The 17,029-nt window shown below is 74.5% G+C and carries 14 protein-coding genes; 4 read left to right on the forward strand and 10 right to left on the reverse strand.

Annotated features, from left to right (window positions below):
- Nucleotides 1-61: 61 nt before the first annotated feature.
- From ACFXOZ_RS39040 to ACFXOZ_RS39070, 7 genes are all read right to left on the reverse strand, one after another.
- Complete coding sequence (locus ACFXOZ_RS39040; protein WP_380525724.1) at nt 62-1,084, reverse strand: LLM class flavin-dependent oxidoreductase; 1,023 nt, start codon at nt 1,082-1,084, stop codon at nt 62-64.
- Between the two features lie 67 nt (nt 1,085-1,151).
- Nucleotides 1,152-2,315 (reverse strand): NtaA/DmoA family FMN-dependent monooxygenase, encoded by a 1,164-nt coding sequence (locus tag ACFXOZ_RS39045; RefSeq protein ID WP_380525726.1) that lies wholly within the window; start codon nt 2,313-2,315, stop codon nt 1,152-1,154.
- Entirely contained in the window at nt 2,312-3,997 is a 1,686-nt protein-coding gene (locus ACFXOZ_RS39050; protein WP_380594765.1) for a dipeptide ABC transporter ATP-binding protein, read from the reverse strand. The genes ACFXOZ_RS39045 and ACFXOZ_RS39050 overlap by 4 nt, the downstream gene beginning before the upstream one ends.
- Nucleotides 3,994-4,812, reverse strand: coding sequence for an ABC transporter permease (locus tag ACFXOZ_RS39055; protein ID WP_380594767.1), 819 nt, complete (start codon nt 4,810-4,812; stop codon nt 3,994-3,996). The genes ACFXOZ_RS39050 and ACFXOZ_RS39055 overlap by 4 nt, the downstream gene beginning before the upstream one ends.
- 12 nt (nt 4,813-4,824) lie before the next feature.
- Nucleotides 4,825-5,802, reverse strand: a complete 978-nt coding sequence (locus tag ACFXOZ_RS39060) for an ABC transporter permease (RefSeq protein WP_380594769.1) — start codon at nt 5,800-5,802, stop codon at nt 4,825-4,827.
- On the reverse strand, nt 5,799-7,529 hold the full coding sequence (locus tag ACFXOZ_RS39065; RefSeq protein WP_380525734.1) for an ABC transporter substrate-binding protein: 1,731 nt from the start codon (nt 7,527-7,529) through the stop codon (nt 5,799-5,801). Before ACFXOZ_RS39065 ends, ACFXOZ_RS39060 begins: the two co-directional genes overlap by 4 nt.
- Nucleotides 7,530-7,614: 85 nt before the next feature.
- A complete protein-coding gene (locus tag ACFXOZ_RS39070) occupies nt 7,615-7,749 on the reverse strand; it encodes a hypothetical protein (RefSeq protein WP_375893150.1) in 135 nt (44 codons plus the stop codon).
- Nucleotides 7,750-8,012: 263 nt separating this feature from the next.
- On the opposite strand from ACFXOZ_RS39070, the gene ACFXOZ_RS39075 reads away from it, so the two are divergent.
- The 4 genes from ACFXOZ_RS39075 (at nt 8,013) to ACFXOZ_RS39090 (ending at nt 13,341) form a co-directional block, all read left to right on the forward strand.
- Nucleotides 8,013-8,675 carry a TetR/AcrR family transcriptional regulator C-terminal domain-containing protein gene (locus ACFXOZ_RS39075; protein ID WP_375893149.1) on the forward strand — a complete coding sequence of 221 codons (663 nt, stop codon included), beginning with the start codon at nt 8,013-8,015 and terminating at the stop codon, nt 8,673-8,675.
- A gap of 135 nt (nt 8,676-8,810) precedes the next feature.
- Complete coding sequence (locus ACFXOZ_RS39080) at nt 8,811-9,485, forward strand: cutinase family protein (protein ID WP_375893148.1); 675 nt, start codon at nt 8,811-8,813, stop codon at nt 9,483-9,485.
- A gap of 264 nt (nt 9,486-9,749) precedes the next feature.
- On the forward strand, nt 9,750-12,164 hold the full coding sequence (locus tag ACFXOZ_RS39085) for a penicillin acylase family protein (RefSeq protein ID WP_380594772.1): 2,415 nt from the start codon (nt 9,750-9,752) through the stop codon (nt 12,162-12,164).
- A 52-nt stretch (nt 12,165-12,216) separates the two neighbouring features.
- Nucleotides 12,217-13,341, forward strand: coding sequence for an alpha/beta hydrolase (locus tag ACFXOZ_RS39090; protein WP_380525741.1), 1,125 nt, complete (start codon nt 12,217-12,219; stop codon nt 13,339-13,341).
- A 110-nt stretch (nt 13,342-13,451) separates the two neighbouring features.
- Here the strand turns inward: ACFXOZ_RS39090 and ACFXOZ_RS39095 are convergent, their stop codons facing one another.
- From ACFXOZ_RS39095 to ACFXOZ_RS39105, 3 genes are all read right to left on the reverse strand, one after another.
- Nucleotides 13,452-14,519 carry a BTAD domain-containing putative transcriptional regulator gene (locus ACFXOZ_RS39095; protein ID WP_380594774.1) on the reverse strand — a complete coding sequence of 356 codons (1,068 nt, stop codon included), beginning with the start codon at nt 14,517-14,519 and terminating at the stop codon, nt 13,452-13,454.
- Nucleotides 14,520-14,649: 130 nt separating this feature from the next.
- Complete coding sequence (locus ACFXOZ_RS39100; protein WP_380525745.1) at nt 14,650-16,011, reverse strand: serine/threonine-protein kinase; 1,362 nt, start codon at nt 16,009-16,011, stop codon at nt 14,650-14,652.
- A gap of 14 nt (nt 16,012-16,025) precedes the next feature.
- Nucleotides 16,026-16,805 carry a serine/threonine protein kinase gene (locus tag ACFXOZ_RS39105; RefSeq protein ID WP_380594776.1) on the reverse strand — a complete coding sequence of 260 codons (780 nt, stop codon included), beginning with the start codon at nt 16,803-16,805 and terminating at the stop codon, nt 16,026-16,028.
- Between the last annotated feature and the right edge of the window lie 224 nt (nt 16,806-17,029).

Raw genomic sequence — 17,029 nt, forward strand, 5'->3', positions numbered from 1 at the left:
GGCGCGGGGTGCTGACCGCGGGGTTTGCCCCCCCCGGGCCCCACGTCCGGCGGTCAGGAGCTCAGGAGGCCAGGCCCGCGAGCTCGGCCAGCCGGGTGTAGGACTCCCGGCGGTCCGCCGGGTCGTAGGTGTTCGCCACCACCATCACCTCGTCCGCGCCCGACTCGGCCACGAAGGCCTTCAACTTCGCCGCCACCGTGTCCGGCCCGCCGACCACCTCGGAGCGCAGGTCGTTCAGCGGCGGGGTGCGCTGCGCGGCCTGCTCGGCCGGGGACGGCCGGTGGCCCAGGGCCTCCTCGACGGACAGCAGCGGCGCGGAGCGGCCCACCGCGTGCTGGGCCAGCGCGAGCCGCCACGGGGTGGCCAGCTCCTCGGCGTGCCGGTCGTCCCGGCCCACCACCACGGTCAGGGTCAGGACGGCCCACGGCCGCGCGCCCTCGCGGGCCGGCCGGAACTGCTCCCGGTAGCGGCGCAGCGCCGTGAAGGCGTTGGCGGGGTCCTGGTAGGCCGCCAGGTACGCGTAGCCCAGGCCCAGCCGGGCCGCGGTGCCCGCCGAGGCGGGGCTGCCGCCGAGCAGGAACACCTCGGGCAGCGGCGCGTCGGTCGGCACGGCCCGGACGGCGGCGAGCTCGTGCCCGTCCGGCAGGGCGGTGTGCCCGCCGAAGGCCAGCAGCTGCGCCAGCTGGCCGTTGAAGACGTCCGGGGCGAGCGAGGAGCGCTGCAGCAGGGCGGCGGTCGGCCCGTGCCCGGTGCCGGTGGAGCGGCCGATGCCGAGGTCGATCCGGCCCGGGTGCAGCGCCTCCAGGGTGCGGAACTGCTCGGCGACGTGCAGCGGCGAGTGGTTGGGCAGCAGCATCCCGCCGGCGCCGATCCGCAGCCGGGTGGTGCGGGCGGCCAGGTGGGCGATGACGATCTCGGGCGCCGAGATGCCCACCGCCGCCTCGGCGTGGTGCTCGGCGACCCAGTACCGGCTGAATCCCAACGCCTCGACGTGCCGGGCGAGTCGGACGGCCTCGTCGAGCAGCTCGGAGGTGCCGGTGCCGGCCCGTCGGGGGCCCTGGTCGAGGACGGAGAACGCGGTCATGCCTGTTTCCTCAGGAGTCGGCCCCCGGTGCGCCGGGGGCGGGTGGACCGGGTCCGGGCGGCGGTGGTCACACGCCGGCCGGGGCGGGGGTCGGGTACGGGTGCGGCAGTCCGTAGTGCTCGCGCAGCGTGCTGCCCCGGTAGGACGAGCGGTAGACGCCGCGCTTCTGCAGGATCGGCACCACCAGGTCGACGAAGGCCGGCAGTCCGTCGGCGAAGACGTCCGGCATCAGGGTGAAGCCGTCCGCGGCGCCCGAGACGAACCACTCCTCGGCGACGTCGGCGACCTGCTCGGGCGTGCCGATCGCCTCGATGTGCGCCCCGCGCCAGGGGGCGTGGCCGGCCAGCTCGTCCAGCCGGCGCAGCCGGGCCAGCGCCTCGCGCCGGCTGTCGGCGACGGTGGTCATCAGCCCGGGCAGGATCTTGACCGACCGGGGGTCGCGGCCGTGCCGTTCGGCCCGGGCCCGGACGTCGGCGGCGTAGGCGTGCGCGACGTCCGGGGTCTTGGCCCCGGAGAACACCACGTCGGCCGTCCGCCCGGCCAGTTCGCGCCCCGGCTCGGAGGCGCCCGCCTGCACCACCAGCGGGTGGCCCTGGGCGGAGGGCGGCAGCGGCAGCGGCCCGCGGACGCTGAAGTGCTCGCCCTGGTGGGAGATCGGCCGCAGCCGCCCCGGGTCGGTGAACCGCCCGGTGCGCACGTCCGCGACCAGTGCCTCCGGCTCCCAGCTGCGCCACAGCGCCTTGACGATGTCCACGAACTCCTCGGCGCGCGCGTACCGGTCGGTGCGCGGGGCCAGGCCGCTGCCGCCGAAGTTGGCCGCCACCTGGGGGATGTAGGTGGTGACGGCGTTCCAGCCGGCCCGCCCGCCGCTGAGCACGTCCAGCGACTTGAACCGGCGGGCGATGTTGTAGGGCTCGTTGGAGGTGGTGGAGGCGGTGGCGATCAGTCCGATCCGGGAGGTGGCGGCGGCGATCGCGGTGAGGATCAGCGTCGGCTCGTGGTAGTACGCGCCGTGCGGGCTGGTCTGGATGTCGGCGAAGACCCCGGGGGTGTCGGAGAGGAAGACCGCGTCCATCAGCCCGCGTTCGGCGGTCCGGGCGGCGTCCACCCAGGTCTCCACCCGGGCGAAGCCGTACGGGTCGGAGCCGGGTTCGCGCCAGGCGGCGGGGTGCACGCCCATGGCGCCGCCGACCATGTGCAGGTTGAGGTGGAGCTCGCGTTCGGTGCTCATCGGGCCTTCCCGGGGTTCGGGCCGTCCAGGTGGGGGACGGCGTCCAGCAGTTGGCGGGTGTAGGGGTGGCGCGGCGCGGTCAGGACCTCGGCGACGTCCCCGGACTCGACGACCTCGCCGTCCTTCATCACCAGCACCTCGTCGGCGACGTGGCGCACCACGCCGAGGTCGTGCGAGACGAACACGTAGGCCACGCCGAGTTCGGCCCGCAGCTCGGCCAGCAGGTCGAGGACCTGGGCCTGGACGGAGACGTCCAGCGCCGCCACCGGCTCGTCGAGCACGACGATCCGCGGGCGCGGTGCCAGCGCCCGGGCGATCGCGACCCGTTGGCGCTGTCCGCCGGACAGTTCGCGCGGACGGCGGTGCAGCAGTTCCGGGCCCAGCCCGACCTGGGCCATCAGCTCGGCGACCCGGCCGGCCCGGGCCCGCCGGGGCACCCCGGTGGCGGCCAGCGGCTCGGCGATGATCCGGGCGACGGGGTAGCGCGGGTCGAAGCTGCTGAGCGGGTCCTGGTGGACGACCTGGATCCGCCGGTGCAGGGCGCGCCGCCGGGCGCCGCGCAGGCCCTGCCAGGACTGCCCGTCCACCTCGACGCTCCCGGTGTCCGGCGCGGCCAGGCCCAGCAGCAGGCGCCCGGTGGTGCTCTTGCCGGAGCCGGACTCGCCGACGATGCCGAGCGTGCGGCCCTCCCGCAGGGTCAGCGAGACGTCCCGGACGGCGGCCACCGGGGCGTGCCCCGGGACGGCGAAGGACTTGCCGAGGCCCTCGGCGCGCAGCACCACCCGCTTCCCGGTGCGCGGCCGGGGCAGTTCGGCGCCCGCCCGCGGCCCGGACAGCCGGGTGCCGCGCGCCCCCGGCCGGGGCACGGCCGCCAGCAGCTGCCGGGTGTACGGGTGCCGGGGCTCGGCCAGCACCTCGGCGGTGGGGCCCTGTTCGACCACCTCGCCGTCCTTCATCACCAGCACCCGGTCGGCGACCCGCGCCACCACCGCCAGGTCGTGGCTGATCAGCAGCAGCGCCCGGCCGGCCCGGCGCCGCTCGGCGAGCAGTTCGAGGATCTGCGCCTGGACGGTGACGTCCAGGGCGGTGGTGGGCTCGTCGGCGATCAGCAGCGCCGGGTCGGCGGCGAGCGCGGAGGCGATCAGGGCGCGCTGGCGCAGCCCGCCGGACAGCTGGTGCGGGAACTGCCGGGCCCGCAGCCGCGGTTCGGGCACCCCCGCCTCGGCGAGCAGGGCCAGGACCCGCGCGGGCACCTCGGCGCGCGGCACGGTGCGGTGGGCGCGCAGCGCCTCGGCGATCTCGTCGCCGACCCGGCGCAGCGGGTCGAGCGAGACCAGCGCGTCCTGGAGCACGAAGCCGATCCGGCGTCCGCGCAGCGGCCGCCACTGCCGGTCGGTCAGCGCGCCCGCGTCGCGCCCGTCGATCCGGAACAGCTCGGCGGTGGTGCGCGCCCCCGGCCCGGTCAGCCCGACCAGGGCGCGCGCGGTGACGCTCTTGCCGGAGCCGGACTCGCCGACCAGGGCGACGCTCTCGCCGGCGCCGACGGTCAGCGACAGGCCGCGTACGGCGGTGACCGGGCCGCGCCGGCCGGGGAAGGCGACCTGGAGGCCGCGCACCTCGACCACCGGCGGCGCGGGCTCGGTCCGCGGGTGCGCGGGCTCGGACCGGGTCTCGGTGCTCATCGCGCCACCCGCCCCTCGGCCCGGTCCTGGAGCCACTGCCCGACGGCCGAGACGGCCAGCACCGTGAGGGTGATCGCCGCCCCGGGGAAGACCGCCGTCCACCAGGCGACCTGGACGTAGTCGCCGCTGCCTGCGAGCATCGCGCCCCACTCGGCGGTGGGCGGCTGCGGGCCCAGCCCGAGGAAGCTGAGCGCCGAGCCGGTGACGATCATGCCGCCGACGCCGACGGTGGCCAGCGCCAGCAGCGGCCCGACGGCGTTCGGCACGACGTGCCGCAGGACCACCTGGAGCCGCGACCAGCCGAGCACGGTGGCCGCCTCGACGTAGCCGGTGCCGCGCACCCGCAGCACCTCGGCGCGCACCAGCCGGGCGTACCCGGGCAGGGTGACCAGGGCGAGCCCGGCCACCAGGTTCTCGGTGCCGGTGCCCAGCACCGCGACGACCAGCAGCACCAGCAGCACGCCCGGGACGGACAGCAGCACGTCCAGCAGCCGGCCGGCGATCCGGTCGACGGTCCGTCCGCCCTGGGCGGCCAGCACGCCCACCAGGGTGCCGGCCGCCAGCGCCAGGGCGGAGGCGGCCAGGCCGATCAGCAGCGAGGGCCGGGCGCCGTGCACGACGCGGGAGTAGACGTCGCGTCCGTTCTCGTCGGTGCCCATCCAGTGGGCGGACCCGGGCGGCAGCAGGGTGTCGGCGGGGTTGGCGGCGTCCGGCCCGGCGCCGCCGAACAGGCCCGGCGCGAGTGCGGCCAGCAGCAGGAGGACGCAGACCGCGAGCCCCAGCGCGAGGCCGGGGCGGATGCGGGGGATGACCACGGGGTTTCCTCCTCAGCTCTCGCTGGTGCGCAGCCGCGGGTCGACCAGCCGGTAGGACAGGTCGACGGCGGTGTTGACGACGGTGTAGACCAGCCCCGCGACCAGCACGATGCCGATGACCAGCGGCAGGTCCTTGTTGCGGACGGCGGTGACGGCGAGCGTGCCCAGCCCCTGCCGGGAGAAGACCGACTCGACCACCACCGCGCCGCCGATCAGCGAGCCGGTCAGCCAGCCGACCAGGGTGGTGACCGGCAGCAGGCCGTGCCGCAGCGCGTGCCGCAGCCGGACGGCGGCCTCGCCGAGGCCCCGGGCCCGGGCGGTGGTGACGAAGGGTTCGTCCAGGGTCCGTTCCAGGCCGCGGCGCAGCACCCGGGTGATCACGGCGGCGGGCCCGGCGGCCAGTGCCAGGGCGGGCAGCACGAGCCCGTCCAGCCCCGGCGCGCCCAGCGCGGGGAACCAGCGCAGCCGGAAGGAGAACAGGGCGAGCAGCAGGGTGCCGAGCCAGAACGCGGGCACGGCCACGCCCAGGCCCTCCAGCAGGGCGACGGGGGTGCGCACCCAGCGCGGCCGGCCGGCCGTCAGCAGGGCCGCCGGGACGGCCAGCGCGACGGTCACCAGCACGGTGGCGCCCAGCAGTTGGAGGGTCGGGCCGAGTTGCTGGCCGATCGCGGTGCGCACCGGCAGGTGGAGTACGTAGGAGTCGCCGAGGTCGCCGCGCAGCACATGGCCGAGGAAGGTCAGGTACTGCACCGGCAGCGGCCGGTCGAGCCCGTACTCCCGGGTGATCTCCTCGCGCAGCCCGTCGCCGGTGCCGCGCAGGCCGGTGAGCAGGTCGACCGGGTCGCCGGAGGTGAGGTGCAGGGCGAGGAAGGCGAGCGTCACCGCGCCCCAGAGCACCAGGACGGCGCTGCCGAGCCGGCGCAGGGCGGCGCCGCCGAGGCGGTTCAGCGCGGCGCCGCCGGGGCGGCGGTCCGCCACGGCGCCGGTCACCGGGCGAGCCAGGCGTCGGCGAAGTTCGGGAAGCTCTGCTGCTCGAAGACGACGCCCCGCACCCGGGCGGAGGTGCCCAGCACGTAGGCGTTGCTGAACACCGGCAGGATCGCCGCGTCCTGGCTCACCTTCTGCTGGACGGCGGCGTAGAGCGTCTTCTGCCGCTGCACGTCGGTGGTCGCGAGCGCGTCGGCGAGCTGGGCGTCGACCTGGTCGTCGTGGTAGCGGGCGGCGTTGTTGTCGATCTTGGCGGTGGGGATGTGGGCGCTGCCGAAGACCAGCCGCAGCGCGTCCGGGGAGGAGTTGTTGGCGCTGCTGTTGAGCAGGTCGTAGTCCCCGGCCAGGACGCGCTTGACGTAGGTGCCGGTGTCCAGGTTCTGGTTGCGGATCTCGATCCCGAGGTCCTTCGCGGCGGCCTGGATCTGGGTGGCCAGGGCGGTGTACTGGCCGAAGTACTCGCCGATGTACAGGAAGTCCAGGCTCAGCCGCTTCCCGTCCCTGGTGCGGTAGCCCTCGCCGTCGCGCGCCGTCCAGCCGGCCTCGTCCAGCAGCTTCCCGGCGGCCGCCGCGTCGTACCGGTACTGGTCGGCGACGCCCGCCGCGTACTGGGGGGTGGACGGGGAGAGCGGTCCGGTGGCGGCCGGGAAGACGCCGAAGTAGAGCTTCTGGACGATCAGGTGCCAGTCGATGCCGTTGCGCAGCGCCCGGCGCAGCCGGACGTCGGCGAGCGGGCCCTTCTCGGTGTTGGGGTTCAGGCTCCACGGCACGCCGGGGGAGACGGCGCTCTGCACGGTGAACTTCGGGTCGGCCTTGAGCCTGGCGACGTTGACCGGGGCGATCGCGGCGGCGGCGTCGGCCTGACCGCTGGTCAGCGCGCCCTGGCGGGAGGAGCTGTCGGGGACGATCCGTACGGTGAGCCGGTCCAGGTGGGCGGCGCCCCGGTTGGCGGCGCCCTCGGGGGCCCAGGCGTAGTCGGCGCGGCGCTGGTAGGTGATGCCCTGCTGCGGGGTGAACCCCTCGGCGCTGGTGAAGGGGCCGGTGCCGACGATCTTCGAGCAGAGCGCCTTGGGGTCGCCGGCCAGGGTGGCGGGCGACTCGATGCCGAGGCTCGGGGAGGCCAGGCCGGTGAGGAACGAGGAGGCGGGCGCGGCGAGGGTGACCTCCACGGTCTGCGGGTCGACCACCCTGGCCGAGCGGTAGTTCTCGATCAGCTGGGCGGCGCCGGCGGACTTGGTGGCGGGGGCGACCACGTGGTCCAGGTTGGCCTTCACGGCGGCGGCGTCGAAGGCGGTGCCGTCGCTGAAGGTGACGCCGGTGCGCAGGGTGAAGGTGTAGGTCTTCTGGTCCTCGGAGATCTTCCAGGACTTCGCCAGCCAGGGCTGGACGGTGCCGCTGTCGTCCTGCCACACCAGGGAGTCCAGCGCGGCCCGGGAGAACAGGGCGTCGGCCTGGCCCTGGTGCGGGTCGAGGCAGGTCGGGCCGTAGGGGACGGCGAGGGTGAGGGTGCCGCCGGCCACCGGCCGGTCGCCGCCGGCGGCGTCGGCGCCGCCCGGTGTGGTCGCGGAGCCGGCGCAGGCGGCGGTCAGCGGGAGCACGGTGAGGGCGGCGACGAGGCCGAGTCTGGAGCGGAACCCCCTGCTGTGCACGGCGGTTCGGTGCCGGGTCGCGGTCCTGGCGGCGGCGGCGGGGGCGGCGGCGGGGGCGAGGGTGTCGGGGTGCGGTCGCATGGCGGGGCTTCTCTCCGAGGCGCGGACGGCGGCGGGGCCGCCGGGGACGGGTCGGGGTCGCCGCGAGGGCCGTCGCGCCGGCCGGTCAGTGGCTGCCGGGCCGCGCGGGGGCACAACGCGGCCGGGTACAGAGCGCGCTGTCGGTACGGGAGAGGTCGATCGCCCGGCGGGTGGCGGCGAGCAGCGGGCGCATGCCCGGCAGGCCACGCGTGGCGGACACCCCGTACTCCTAGGAGACCGGCTCCGGAACCGGAGCGCCGATGAATGGTCAGTTCTCGCCCAGGGACTGGCGCGAAACGATTCCCACTGACCCGGGTAGTTAATCAGACTGAACTGGGTTGTTCAATTGCCGTCCGCTCCATGGTCGGCGGCACCCGAGGCGGCACCCGCCCCAGCAAGGCCCCTGGTGCGCAGCCTCCCCTGAAACTGAACTCATGAGTTCAGATCCGATTTAGCGAGCACCTGTGCGCTACTGTGAGGAACGTGAACGAACGTGAACTCCCGGGTACGGGCCGTGGCCGGATCGACAAGCGCAGCGCCATCCTGGACGCCGCGGTCAAGGTGTTCACGCGCGAGGGCTACGCCCAGGCGGGCATCGACGCCATCGCCGCGGCGGCCGGAGTGGCCAAGCCGACGCTCTACAACCACTTCGGGGACAAGGAGAACCTCTTCCGGGTGGTGATGCGGGACGGCGCCGAACGCACCGCCAACCGCATCGTCGCCGCCCTCGCCAGCCTCCCCGACGACGGACAGGACCTCGCGGCCGAACTGGAACGGGTGGCCCACCGCGTGGTCGAGTGCCAGCTCAGCGACGAGGGCTGGGCCCTGCAACGGCTGCTCTACGCCGAGGCCTCCCGACTGCCCGACCTCTACGACCAGGTCGTGGCCCGCGGCTCCCAGCCCGTCCAGGACGTCCTGGCCGGCCGCCTCTCCAGCCTGGCCAACCGCGGCCACCTGGACCTCGACGACCCGGCCGTGGCGGCGGCCCAGTTCATCGCCCTGGTCTCCGGCAACCTCCCCGGCCTCTCCGCCCTCGGCACCCGGCCCGTCGCCCCCGCCGACCTCGCCACCGCCGTCCGCACCGGCGTCGACACCTTCCTGCGCGCCTTCGGCACCCCGCGCCGCCGTCCGGCCCGCCGCTCCTGACCGGCGGCGGCGCCCCCCGGACGATCGGCTTCATCGCTCTGTCATCGTCCGCTGCGATGGTCCTCCGGTGACCTGGGCCCACCACGCACCGCAACGGAGCGGGCGGGCGGGCCGACCTCGTGGGGAGGAAACGCCATGCAAGCACGAAAGATCGCCGCCGCGTCCGCCGGGCTCCTGCTGACGGTGGGGCTGACGGCGGCCCAAGGCGCCACGGCACAGGCGGCGACCACGCGCGTGGCCGCCCCGTGCGAGGGCACCTACACGATCGTCGTCGGGGGCACCGGCAGCTCCTGGAACAACGACGGCTTCTACGGCAACATCCAGCAGCACGTCGGCTACCCGACCCAGATCCCCAACGGGGCGAGCACCCGGGCGGGCGTCAACGAGCTGAACCGGCTGGTCCGCGACCAGCGCGCGGCCTGTCCCGACCAGCACGTCAAGATGGCCGGGTACTCGCTGGGCGCCGGCGTGGTGCACGTGTGGGTGACCGAGAACTGGCAGACCTTCGGCAACGTCAACGCCATCCTGGTCGCCGACCCCAAGCGCCAGGGCCCGCCCGGGGCCAACGGCGGGGCCGTGCCGTTCGGCGGCATCATCGGCGCCCCGCTGGCGGGGGCCGACCGGTTCTTCGGCAACGTGCCGGTCAAGACGATCTGCCACTGGGACTACGTCTGCGACGAGTCCGCCGGCATCTGGACCTACCCGAACAACCACGTCAAGAACTACCCCGAAGACTTCAACATGGACCACCACAACGACGGCGCCAACGAGCAGTGGTACAACGGCGCCTGGTACCCGGCGAGCTGGTAGCCGCCCGTAGTCACCCGTAGCCGCCGGGCCCGCAACCGGCCCCCTCACCACCTGTCAGTGCCCGGGCGCCGCCCGGCCGCCGGCAGGTGGTGAGTCGTCTGCGGGGGGCGGTGGCGGGGGCCTGCGTCATCGGTCTGTCATCGCCCCTCCCTAGCGTGGCCGCGTACGGACAAAACCCTCGGATGACAGGGAAGGGACGGCCCGATGGCGCGGAGGGGACTCACAGCGAGGCTGCCGGTGGCGGTCTTGGCCGCGGTGGCACTGATGGGCACGACGGTGGCCGCCGGAGCACCGGCCGCCGGACCGGCGGCCACCGCCGGCGCACCGGACAAACCGACGATCCGCTACACCGAGTACGGCATCCCGCACATCATCGCCGCCGACCTGGCCGGGCTGGGGGAGGGCTACGGGTACGCCGCCGCCAAGGACAACATCTGCACCCTGGCCGACACCTACCTGATGGTCAACGCCCAGCGCTCCCGCTACCTGGGCCCGGACGGCAAGGCCAGCCCCGGCCAGAACCAGAACGTCACCACCAACCTCAACAGCGACCTCTACTTCCAGCGGATCAACGACAACCGGGTGGTGGAGGGGCTGATCGACCAGCCCGCGCCCAGGGGCCCGGAGCCGGAGGTCAAGGAGGCCATCCGCGGCTACGTCCAGGGCTACAACCGGTACCTGGCCGAGACCGGGGTCGGCAACATCACCGACCCGGCCTGCCGCGGCGCCGCCTGGGTGCGGCCGATCACCGAACTGGACGTCTACCGGCACGCCCACGCCGAGATCATCATGGGCAGCGCCGACCCGCTGGTGGACGGCGAGGTCAACGCCGCACCCCCGGGCGCCTCGGTCGCCGCCCAGCCGGCCGCAGCCGCGCCGCAGCTCTCGCCGGAGGAGACCGGCAACCGGATCCGCGAGGCGATGGCCGCCGCCCGGCAGCAGGGCAGCATGGGCAGCAACGCCCTGGCGGTGGGCGCCCAGGGGGTGTCCGGGGGCACCAGCATGCTGCTGGCCAACCCGCACTTCCCCTGGCAGGGCAAGAACCGGATGTGGCAGGCCCAACTGACCATCCCGGGCCGCTTCAACGTCTCCGGGGCCAGCCTGCTCGGCCTGCCCGCCGTGAACATCGGGCACAACGACGACGTCGCCTGGAGCCACACCGTCGCCACGGTGGCCCCGTTCGGCCTGTTCGACGTCCAGGTGGACCCGCTGCACCCCACCAACTACCTGGTGGACGGCGTCTGGACGCCGATGACCTCGCAGCAGGTCGGGGTCGACGTGCTGAACCCGGACGGCTCGGTGGGCCGGGTCACCAGGACCCTCTGGGCCACCCGCTACGGCCCGATCACCACCTCGGTCCAGGGCATCCCGCTGCCCTGGGTCGTGAGCGCGCACGCGGTGCGGGACGCCAACATGGACAACCTGCGGGCGCTGAACACCTGGTTCCACCTCGACCAGGCCAAGGACGTCAACGAGGTGGTGAACGTCCTGGAGACCACCGAGGGCGTCCCCTTCTTCAACACCGTCGCCTCGGACCGCAAGGGCAACGCGCTCTACGCGGACATCCAGGCCACCCCGAACATCACCGACGCCCACGCGCAGTCCTGCCTCACCCTGACCGGCCAGATCCTGTTCAACCAGTCGCTGCGGCAGCCCAACGTGCCACCGGTGTCGATCTTCGACGGCAAACGCAGCGAGTGCGACTGGCCGAACGACCCGAACGCCGTCGCGCCGGGGCTGATGGACCCGCACCGGCAACCGCGGCTGATCCGCTCCGACTTCGTGGGCAACGCCAACGACAGCGCCTGGCTGGCCAACCCCGAGCAGCCGCTGTCCTTCCCCCGGGTGATGGGCGACAGCGCGGCACCCCGGACGCTGCGCACCCAGCAACTGATCCTCACCGCCCAGAACCGGATCAACGGCACCGACGGCCTGCCGGGCCGGGGCTTCACCCCGGAGACCATGCGGCAACTGCTGTTCTCCGACCACAGCAGGGCGGCCGACCTGGCCCTCAACGCCACCGTGAGCGCCTGCCAGGGCGCGCCGTTCGGGCTCGTGCTGGTGGACGGCAACCTGGTCAACATCAGCGAGGCGTGTCCGATCCTGGCCGCCTGGAACCACGACTTCACGCCGGACAGCCGGGGTTCCTGGCTGTTCGAGAACGTCTGGTTCCTCCTGGGCGGCGGGCAGGCGATCGAGAAGCTGCCCTGGCGGGTGCCCTTCGACCCCAAGGACCCGGTGCACACGCCCAATTCGCTGGACGCCGGCAACGACGTCGTCCGCAACTCGGTCGCCCGGGCCGTGCTCTCCCTGCGCAACGCCGGCATCGCGCTGGACGCGCGGCTGTCGGACGTCCAGAAGGTCACCCGCAACGGCGAGCAGATCCCGGTCCCCGGCGCGATCCACGAAACGGGCGTGCTGAACGTGGTCACGCCCGGCACGGTCGACGGCAAGTTCGACATCACCTTCGGTTCCAGCTTCATCCAGGAGACCCGGTTCACCGCCGACGGGCCGCCGCAGGCCTCCTCGGTGCTGGCCTACTCCCAGTCCGCCAACCCGAACTCGCCGCACTACGCCGACCAGACCAAGCTGTTCTCGACCGGCCAGTGGGCGCCCGAGCGCTACACCGAGGAGCAGATCGCGGCCTCACCGGCCCTGGAGGTCAAGGTCCTTGACTGAGCCCCCGGCCGAGACCGCGCCGCACCCGACCACACCCACGAGGGGGACCACCATGACGAGGACACCGCACCGCCGGCGAAGGCTGGTGGCCCTGCTGGCCGCCGTCGCCGGCATCCTCGGGACGGCCACCACGGCCGCCCCGGCCGCTCCTGCCCAGGCCACCGCTCCGGCCCGGGCCACCGCCGCCGTCGGCACCGGGCTACCGCCGCGGATGACGGACGGGTACGGCCTGACCCAGGTCGACACGAGTGTGGGCGGCCCCACCAACTTCTACCTCACCGTCACCACCCCCGAGGTCACCGGCAAGCACCACATCAAGATCATCCTGCCGAGCGGCTACGGCGACGACCCGACCCGGCGCTACCCGGTGCTGTACTTCCTGCACGGTTCGCCCGACGACCCGATCCAGCAGAACTACCCGGCCCTGACCACGTCCAACGCGATGATCACCGTCATCCCGGACGGCGGCGCCCGCGGCTGGTACGCGAACTGGCTCAACCAGAACACCCAGCTCGGCGCCCAGAACTGGGAGAACTTCCACCTCAACCAGGTGATCCCGTTCATCGACGCCAACCTGCGCACCGTCGCCACCAAGAAGGGCCGCGCCGTCGCCGGGGTCTCCATGGGCGGGTTCGGCGCCCTCCACTACGCCCAGGACCGCCCCGACCTGTTCAGCCAGACCGCGTCCCTGTCCGGGGACATCGACCTGTCGGCCGACTCCATGGACCTGCGACTGGCCGTCGTCGCCTCCCTCATCGACGCCCAGGGCGCGCTCTGCGGCTCGGCCACCGGGTCCTGCGGTGACCCGAACAACGACCCCTACAAGCCGGGCGTGGACAGCGACGCCCTGTTCGGCACCCCCTACCCGGTGTTCAACGCGGACTGGCGGTGGAACGCGGCCGACCCCTCCCAGCACATGGACCGGCTCGCCGGCGTCGGGGTCTCCATCTACGTCGGCAACGGACACGGCTCGCCCACCGACCTGGAGTTCTGGCTCGAAGGCGCGTCCAAGCACGTCAAGGAGCACATGGACGCCCTGGGCATGCCCTACTACTACGTCGACTACGGCGACGGCTCCGCCTGGGGGAGCCAGTGCAACGGCGGCCACAACGCCTACTGCTGGGAACAGGACCTCCGGGACCTGATCCCCCGGCTGGAGCGGGCCTTCGCCTCCTGAGCCTTCCTGAGCCTTCCTGACCGTGCCGGCCGTGCCGGGTGGTGCGGTGACGGGCCCCCACCGGGAACCTCCCCGGTGGGGGCCCTCGCCGTACCGTTCGCCGGGCGGGCTCAGGCCCCGCGCAGGATCAGCCGCTGCGTCCGCCGCAGCACGGGGCTCGGCGGGACCCCCAGCTCGTCGGCGAGCCTGCGGCGGGTGCGGTCGAACACGGCCAGCGCGTCCGCCTGGCGCCCGCCGCGGAACAGCGCACCCATCAGCATCGCCGCCACCGGCTCGTTCAGCGGGTGCTCCCCGGACAGCGCCATCAGCTCCGCGATCGCCCCGGCGTACTGCCCCAGCCGGAGCCGCCACTCCGAACGCCGCTGGGCGACGGTGATCCGACGCTCGGTCAGCCGCAGCCGCTCCAGTTCGGCGAGCGGGCCCGGCAGCCCGGCCAGCGGCTCCCCGCGGAACAGGTCCAGCGCCCGGGAACAGAGCCGGACCGCCTCCGACAGGTCGCCCGCCCGGTGGGCCGCCCCGGCGGCGGTGACCAGCTCCTCCATCCGGGCCAGGTCCACCTCGGTCGCCCCGGCGACCAGGCGGTAGCCGTACCGGTCGTGCTCGATCACCGAGCCCGGACAGTCCCCGAGGCGCAGGGCCTTGCGCAGCCGGTACACATGGACCGGCACCACATTGGTGACCGGCGGCTCCGACCCCCACACGCCGTCCAGCAGCTCCTGCTGGCTGACGGTCCGTCCCCGGTGCAGCGCCAGCGCCGCCAGCACGGCCTGCTGACGCAGGTGCCCCAGGTCCAGGTCCCTCCCGCCGTGCTGCGCCCGGAGCGGGCCGAGCACCGAGATCCGCACCTTCGCGGCGGCCGTCCGGACCGTGGCGCCGTTGGGCACCGACGCCGACCCGGGTGCCGAAGCCGAAGCCGAAGCCGACCCCGGCGTACGGGGGCCGCGGCCGGGCGCCACCAGTCCGCAGTCGAAGGCGTGCACGATGGCGGCGGCCCGGTCGCGCAGCCCGAGCTTCCCGAGGACCCGCGCCAGGGCTCCGGCCACCGCCTCCTCGGTGAGGGCGAGGGCGGCCGCGATCTCGTCGTCTCTCAGACCGCAGCCGACCGCCCGGAGCACCGCGCGCTCCTGGTCCCCGAGTTCGGCGCTGCTCGGCCGGGTGGTGATGGCGGTCGTCGACATCGCTGCTCCCTGCACTCCGCGCCGCCCGGTCCGGCCGGCGCCGTCGACAAGGTAGTGGCGGCCCCGCCGGGCCCGGAATCCGGAACGATCCGGAGTGGCACGCGGGACGCCCCCCGGTGCGCCGCGGCGCTCAGGGGCAGTCGACGAGGGCCGGGCGGTCCTTGGTGCGGACGGCCGGGAGCCAGGCGGCGGCGGTGTCGGGGAGGTGGACCCGGTACCAGAGGGTGGAGGTGCGGTCCTCCTCGTCCACGATCGGCAGGCCGGTGGTGAGCCGGCAGTCGGCGTCGAGGGTGTCGCCGTGCCAGACCCGGGTGGGCACCACGTTGTCGGCCGTGTACGGGCGGTGCGGGTCGACGGCCAGGCCCAGGCTGCACGCGGGGTCGCGGTCGGCGCGGTCCTGGCAGCTGCGCTCGGCGTTGAAGACCCGGATCCGGCCGGGGTGCCCGGGCGACTCGGCGCGCGGCCAGAGCGCCGCGGCGGAACCGGCGGCCGTCGCGGCGGCGACCAGCGCGAGCAGGGCCAGGCGCAGCCGCGGGCGGCTGCGGCGGCGCGGCCGCCGTCCGGACCGGTGGTCACGGATCCGGGCCAGCAGGCTCTCCGCGGTGTGCGGGGCGCGGGCGGCGTGGCTCGGGGCGAGGCAGTCGGCGGCCAGCTCGCGCCAGAACGGCGGGACGTCGGAGGCCAGGCGCAGCGCGGCGCGGCCCTCGGCGTACTGCTGGGCGGCGGCGCTGCGCGCGGTCGGGGTGGCGCCGGGGAAGGGCGGGACGCCCGCGGCGAACACCTCGTGGATCACGATGCCCAGCGCCCAGATGTCGGCGGTGGTCCGGATCTTGACGCCCTGCTCGCCGAGCGGCTCCTTCCACCGCTCCGGCGGGAGGTAGTCGGGGGTGCCCATCGGGGCGCAGTGGCCGTGGGTGCCGGTGAGTTCGATGGCGAGGCCGAAGTCGGAGAGGCGGACCTCGCCGTCCCGGCCGATCAGGACGTTCTCGGGCTTGAGGTCGGTGTGCACCCAGCCGGAGCGGTGCAGGTGGGCCAGGCCCTCGCAGATGCCGGCCACGATCCGGCCGCCCCGGTCCTCGTCGACGCCGGTGGCGAGCAGTTCGCGCAGGGTGCAGCGGGCGCGCTCCATGACCAGGACGATCGCGCCGTCCAGCGCGGGGTGGTCGGGGGCGGCCAGGGTGAGGGTGTCGAGCAGCGGGACCAGCCGGGGGTGCGGCGCCGTCCGGGCCAACTCGACCTCGCGGCGGGCGGCTTCGGCGACGCTGCGGGCCTGGCGGGGGGCGAGCCCGGCGGTCGGCAGCACCTTGAGTGCGACCGTGCCGTCCGCGTCCCCTCCGTCCCCTCCCTCGGTGCCGCCCGTCCCGCTCCGGCGCGCGGCGTAGACGGTCGCCCAGCCGCCCTCGCCGATGAGCCCCGTCACGGTCCACTCGCCGACCCGGTGGCCGGGTGGCAGCAGGTCCTCGCCGTCCCCGTAGAAGGCCGGATCGTGCATGCTCGCTGCCCTCCCTACCGTTCCCTAGCCCTACCGTCCGGGCCCGGCGTCTCGGGGCGCGGCAGCAGCGCGAGGTGCTCCTCGCGGACGATGCCGAACTTCAACGCCAGCCCGACGACGGCCTCGCGCTTGCCGCTGCGGCGGTCCGGGCGCCCCGCGCCGTCGGGCAGCTCGACGCGGAGCTTCTCGTCGGCGAGGTAGTCGAGGTGGGAGCTGACCGCACGCGCGGTCAGCCGGGCGCAGGCGGGGTGGCTGCGCAGCCGCGCGACCACCTGGGGGGTGGTGGGCACGGCGGCGGGGGAGAGGTCGCGCAGCCACGGCTCGCAGAGCGCGACCAGCACCAGGAAGTAGGTGGCCGTCTCGTCCAGCGAGTACGCCGTCATGGTGCGGCTCTCCCAGGAGCCGCCGCGGGCGTGCGGGTCGAGGTAGACGTGGTCGGGCGCGAACACCTGGAAGGACAGCGGGGTTTCGCGCCGCGAGGGCAGCACCACCCGGGCGAACTCGAAGGGGATCGGCGCGCCGATCCGGCGCGGCGGCACCCGGAGGTACTCGCCGGCGCCCTCCGGGTTCTCCACCAGGTAGGCGTGGGTGTTGCTGAGGTTGCTCAACTGCCAGTGGTCGTCCGTCGCGTGGATCTCCCCGGCCAGCCGGGACACCGACTCGTCGCCGAGCCGGAGCTCCACCGGCGTACCGGCCGAGCCCCGCCCGAAGCGCGCCCGCTCCCCGGGCCCGAGCCGCAGCGTCACCGCTTCGTCGCCGTTCCCCTCCGGCAGGTGGACGAGAATCCCGCTCACCGTTCCCCCGTCCCGCGCACTGCTGTCCTGTGCCGCACCCCGACCGTTGCCCTGACGGACGGAACGTTACCTCCTTGAGCATGACAATAAACAGAATGGTGGTGCAGGCCACGTGACGGCGCGGACCGGCAGGCCGTGCCTGCCGATCCGCGCCGCCGGGGACTGCCGGGGGTGTCAGCCCACGGCGGGGCCGGCGGTGGTGTTGAGCCAGGCCCAGTCGGACC

The sequence above is a fragment of the Kitasatospora sp. NPDC059160 genome (genome assembly GCF_042755465.1).
Lineage (GTDB): Bacteria > Actinomycetota > Actinomycetes > Streptomycetales > Streptomycetaceae > Kitasatospora.

Bases quoted from the DNA above. Each gene is read 5' to 3' on its own strand.
- ACFXOZ_RS39040 (WP_380525724.1), bottom strand. From the start codon at position 1,084: ATGACCGCGTTCTCCGTCCTCGACCAGGGCCCCCGACGGGCCGGCACC.
- ACFXOZ_RS39045 (WP_380525726.1), bottom strand. From the start codon at position 2,315: ATGAGCACCGAACGCGAGCTCCACCTCAACCTGCACATGGTCGGCGGC.
- ACFXOZ_RS39050 (WP_380594765.1), bottom strand. From the start codon at position 3,997: ATGAGCACCGAGACCCGGTCCGAGCCCGCGCACCCGCGGACCGAGCCC.
- ACFXOZ_RS39065 (WP_380525734.1), bottom strand. From the start codon at position 7,529: ATGCGACCGCACCCCGACACCCTCGCCCCCGCCGCCGCCCCCGCCGCC.
- ACFXOZ_RS39080 (WP_375893148.1), top strand. From the start codon at position 8,811: ATGCAAGCACGAAAGATCGCCGCCGCGTCCGCCGGGCTCCTGCTGACG.
- ACFXOZ_RS39085 (WP_380594772.1), top strand. From the start codon at position 9,750: ATGGGCACGACGGTGGCCGCCGGAGCACCGGCCGCCGGACCGGCGGCC.
- ACFXOZ_RS39090 (WP_380525741.1), top strand. From the start codon at position 12,217: ATGACGAGGACACCGCACCGCCGGCGAAGGCTGGTGGCCCTGCTGGCC.
- ACFXOZ_RS39095 (WP_380594774.1), bottom strand. From the start codon at position 14,519: ATGTCGACGACCGCCATCACCACCCGGCCGAGCAGCGCCGAACTCGGG.
- ACFXOZ_RS39100 (WP_380525745.1), bottom strand. From the start codon at position 16,011: ATGCACGATCCGGCCTTCTACGGGGACGGCGAGGACCTGCTGCCACCC.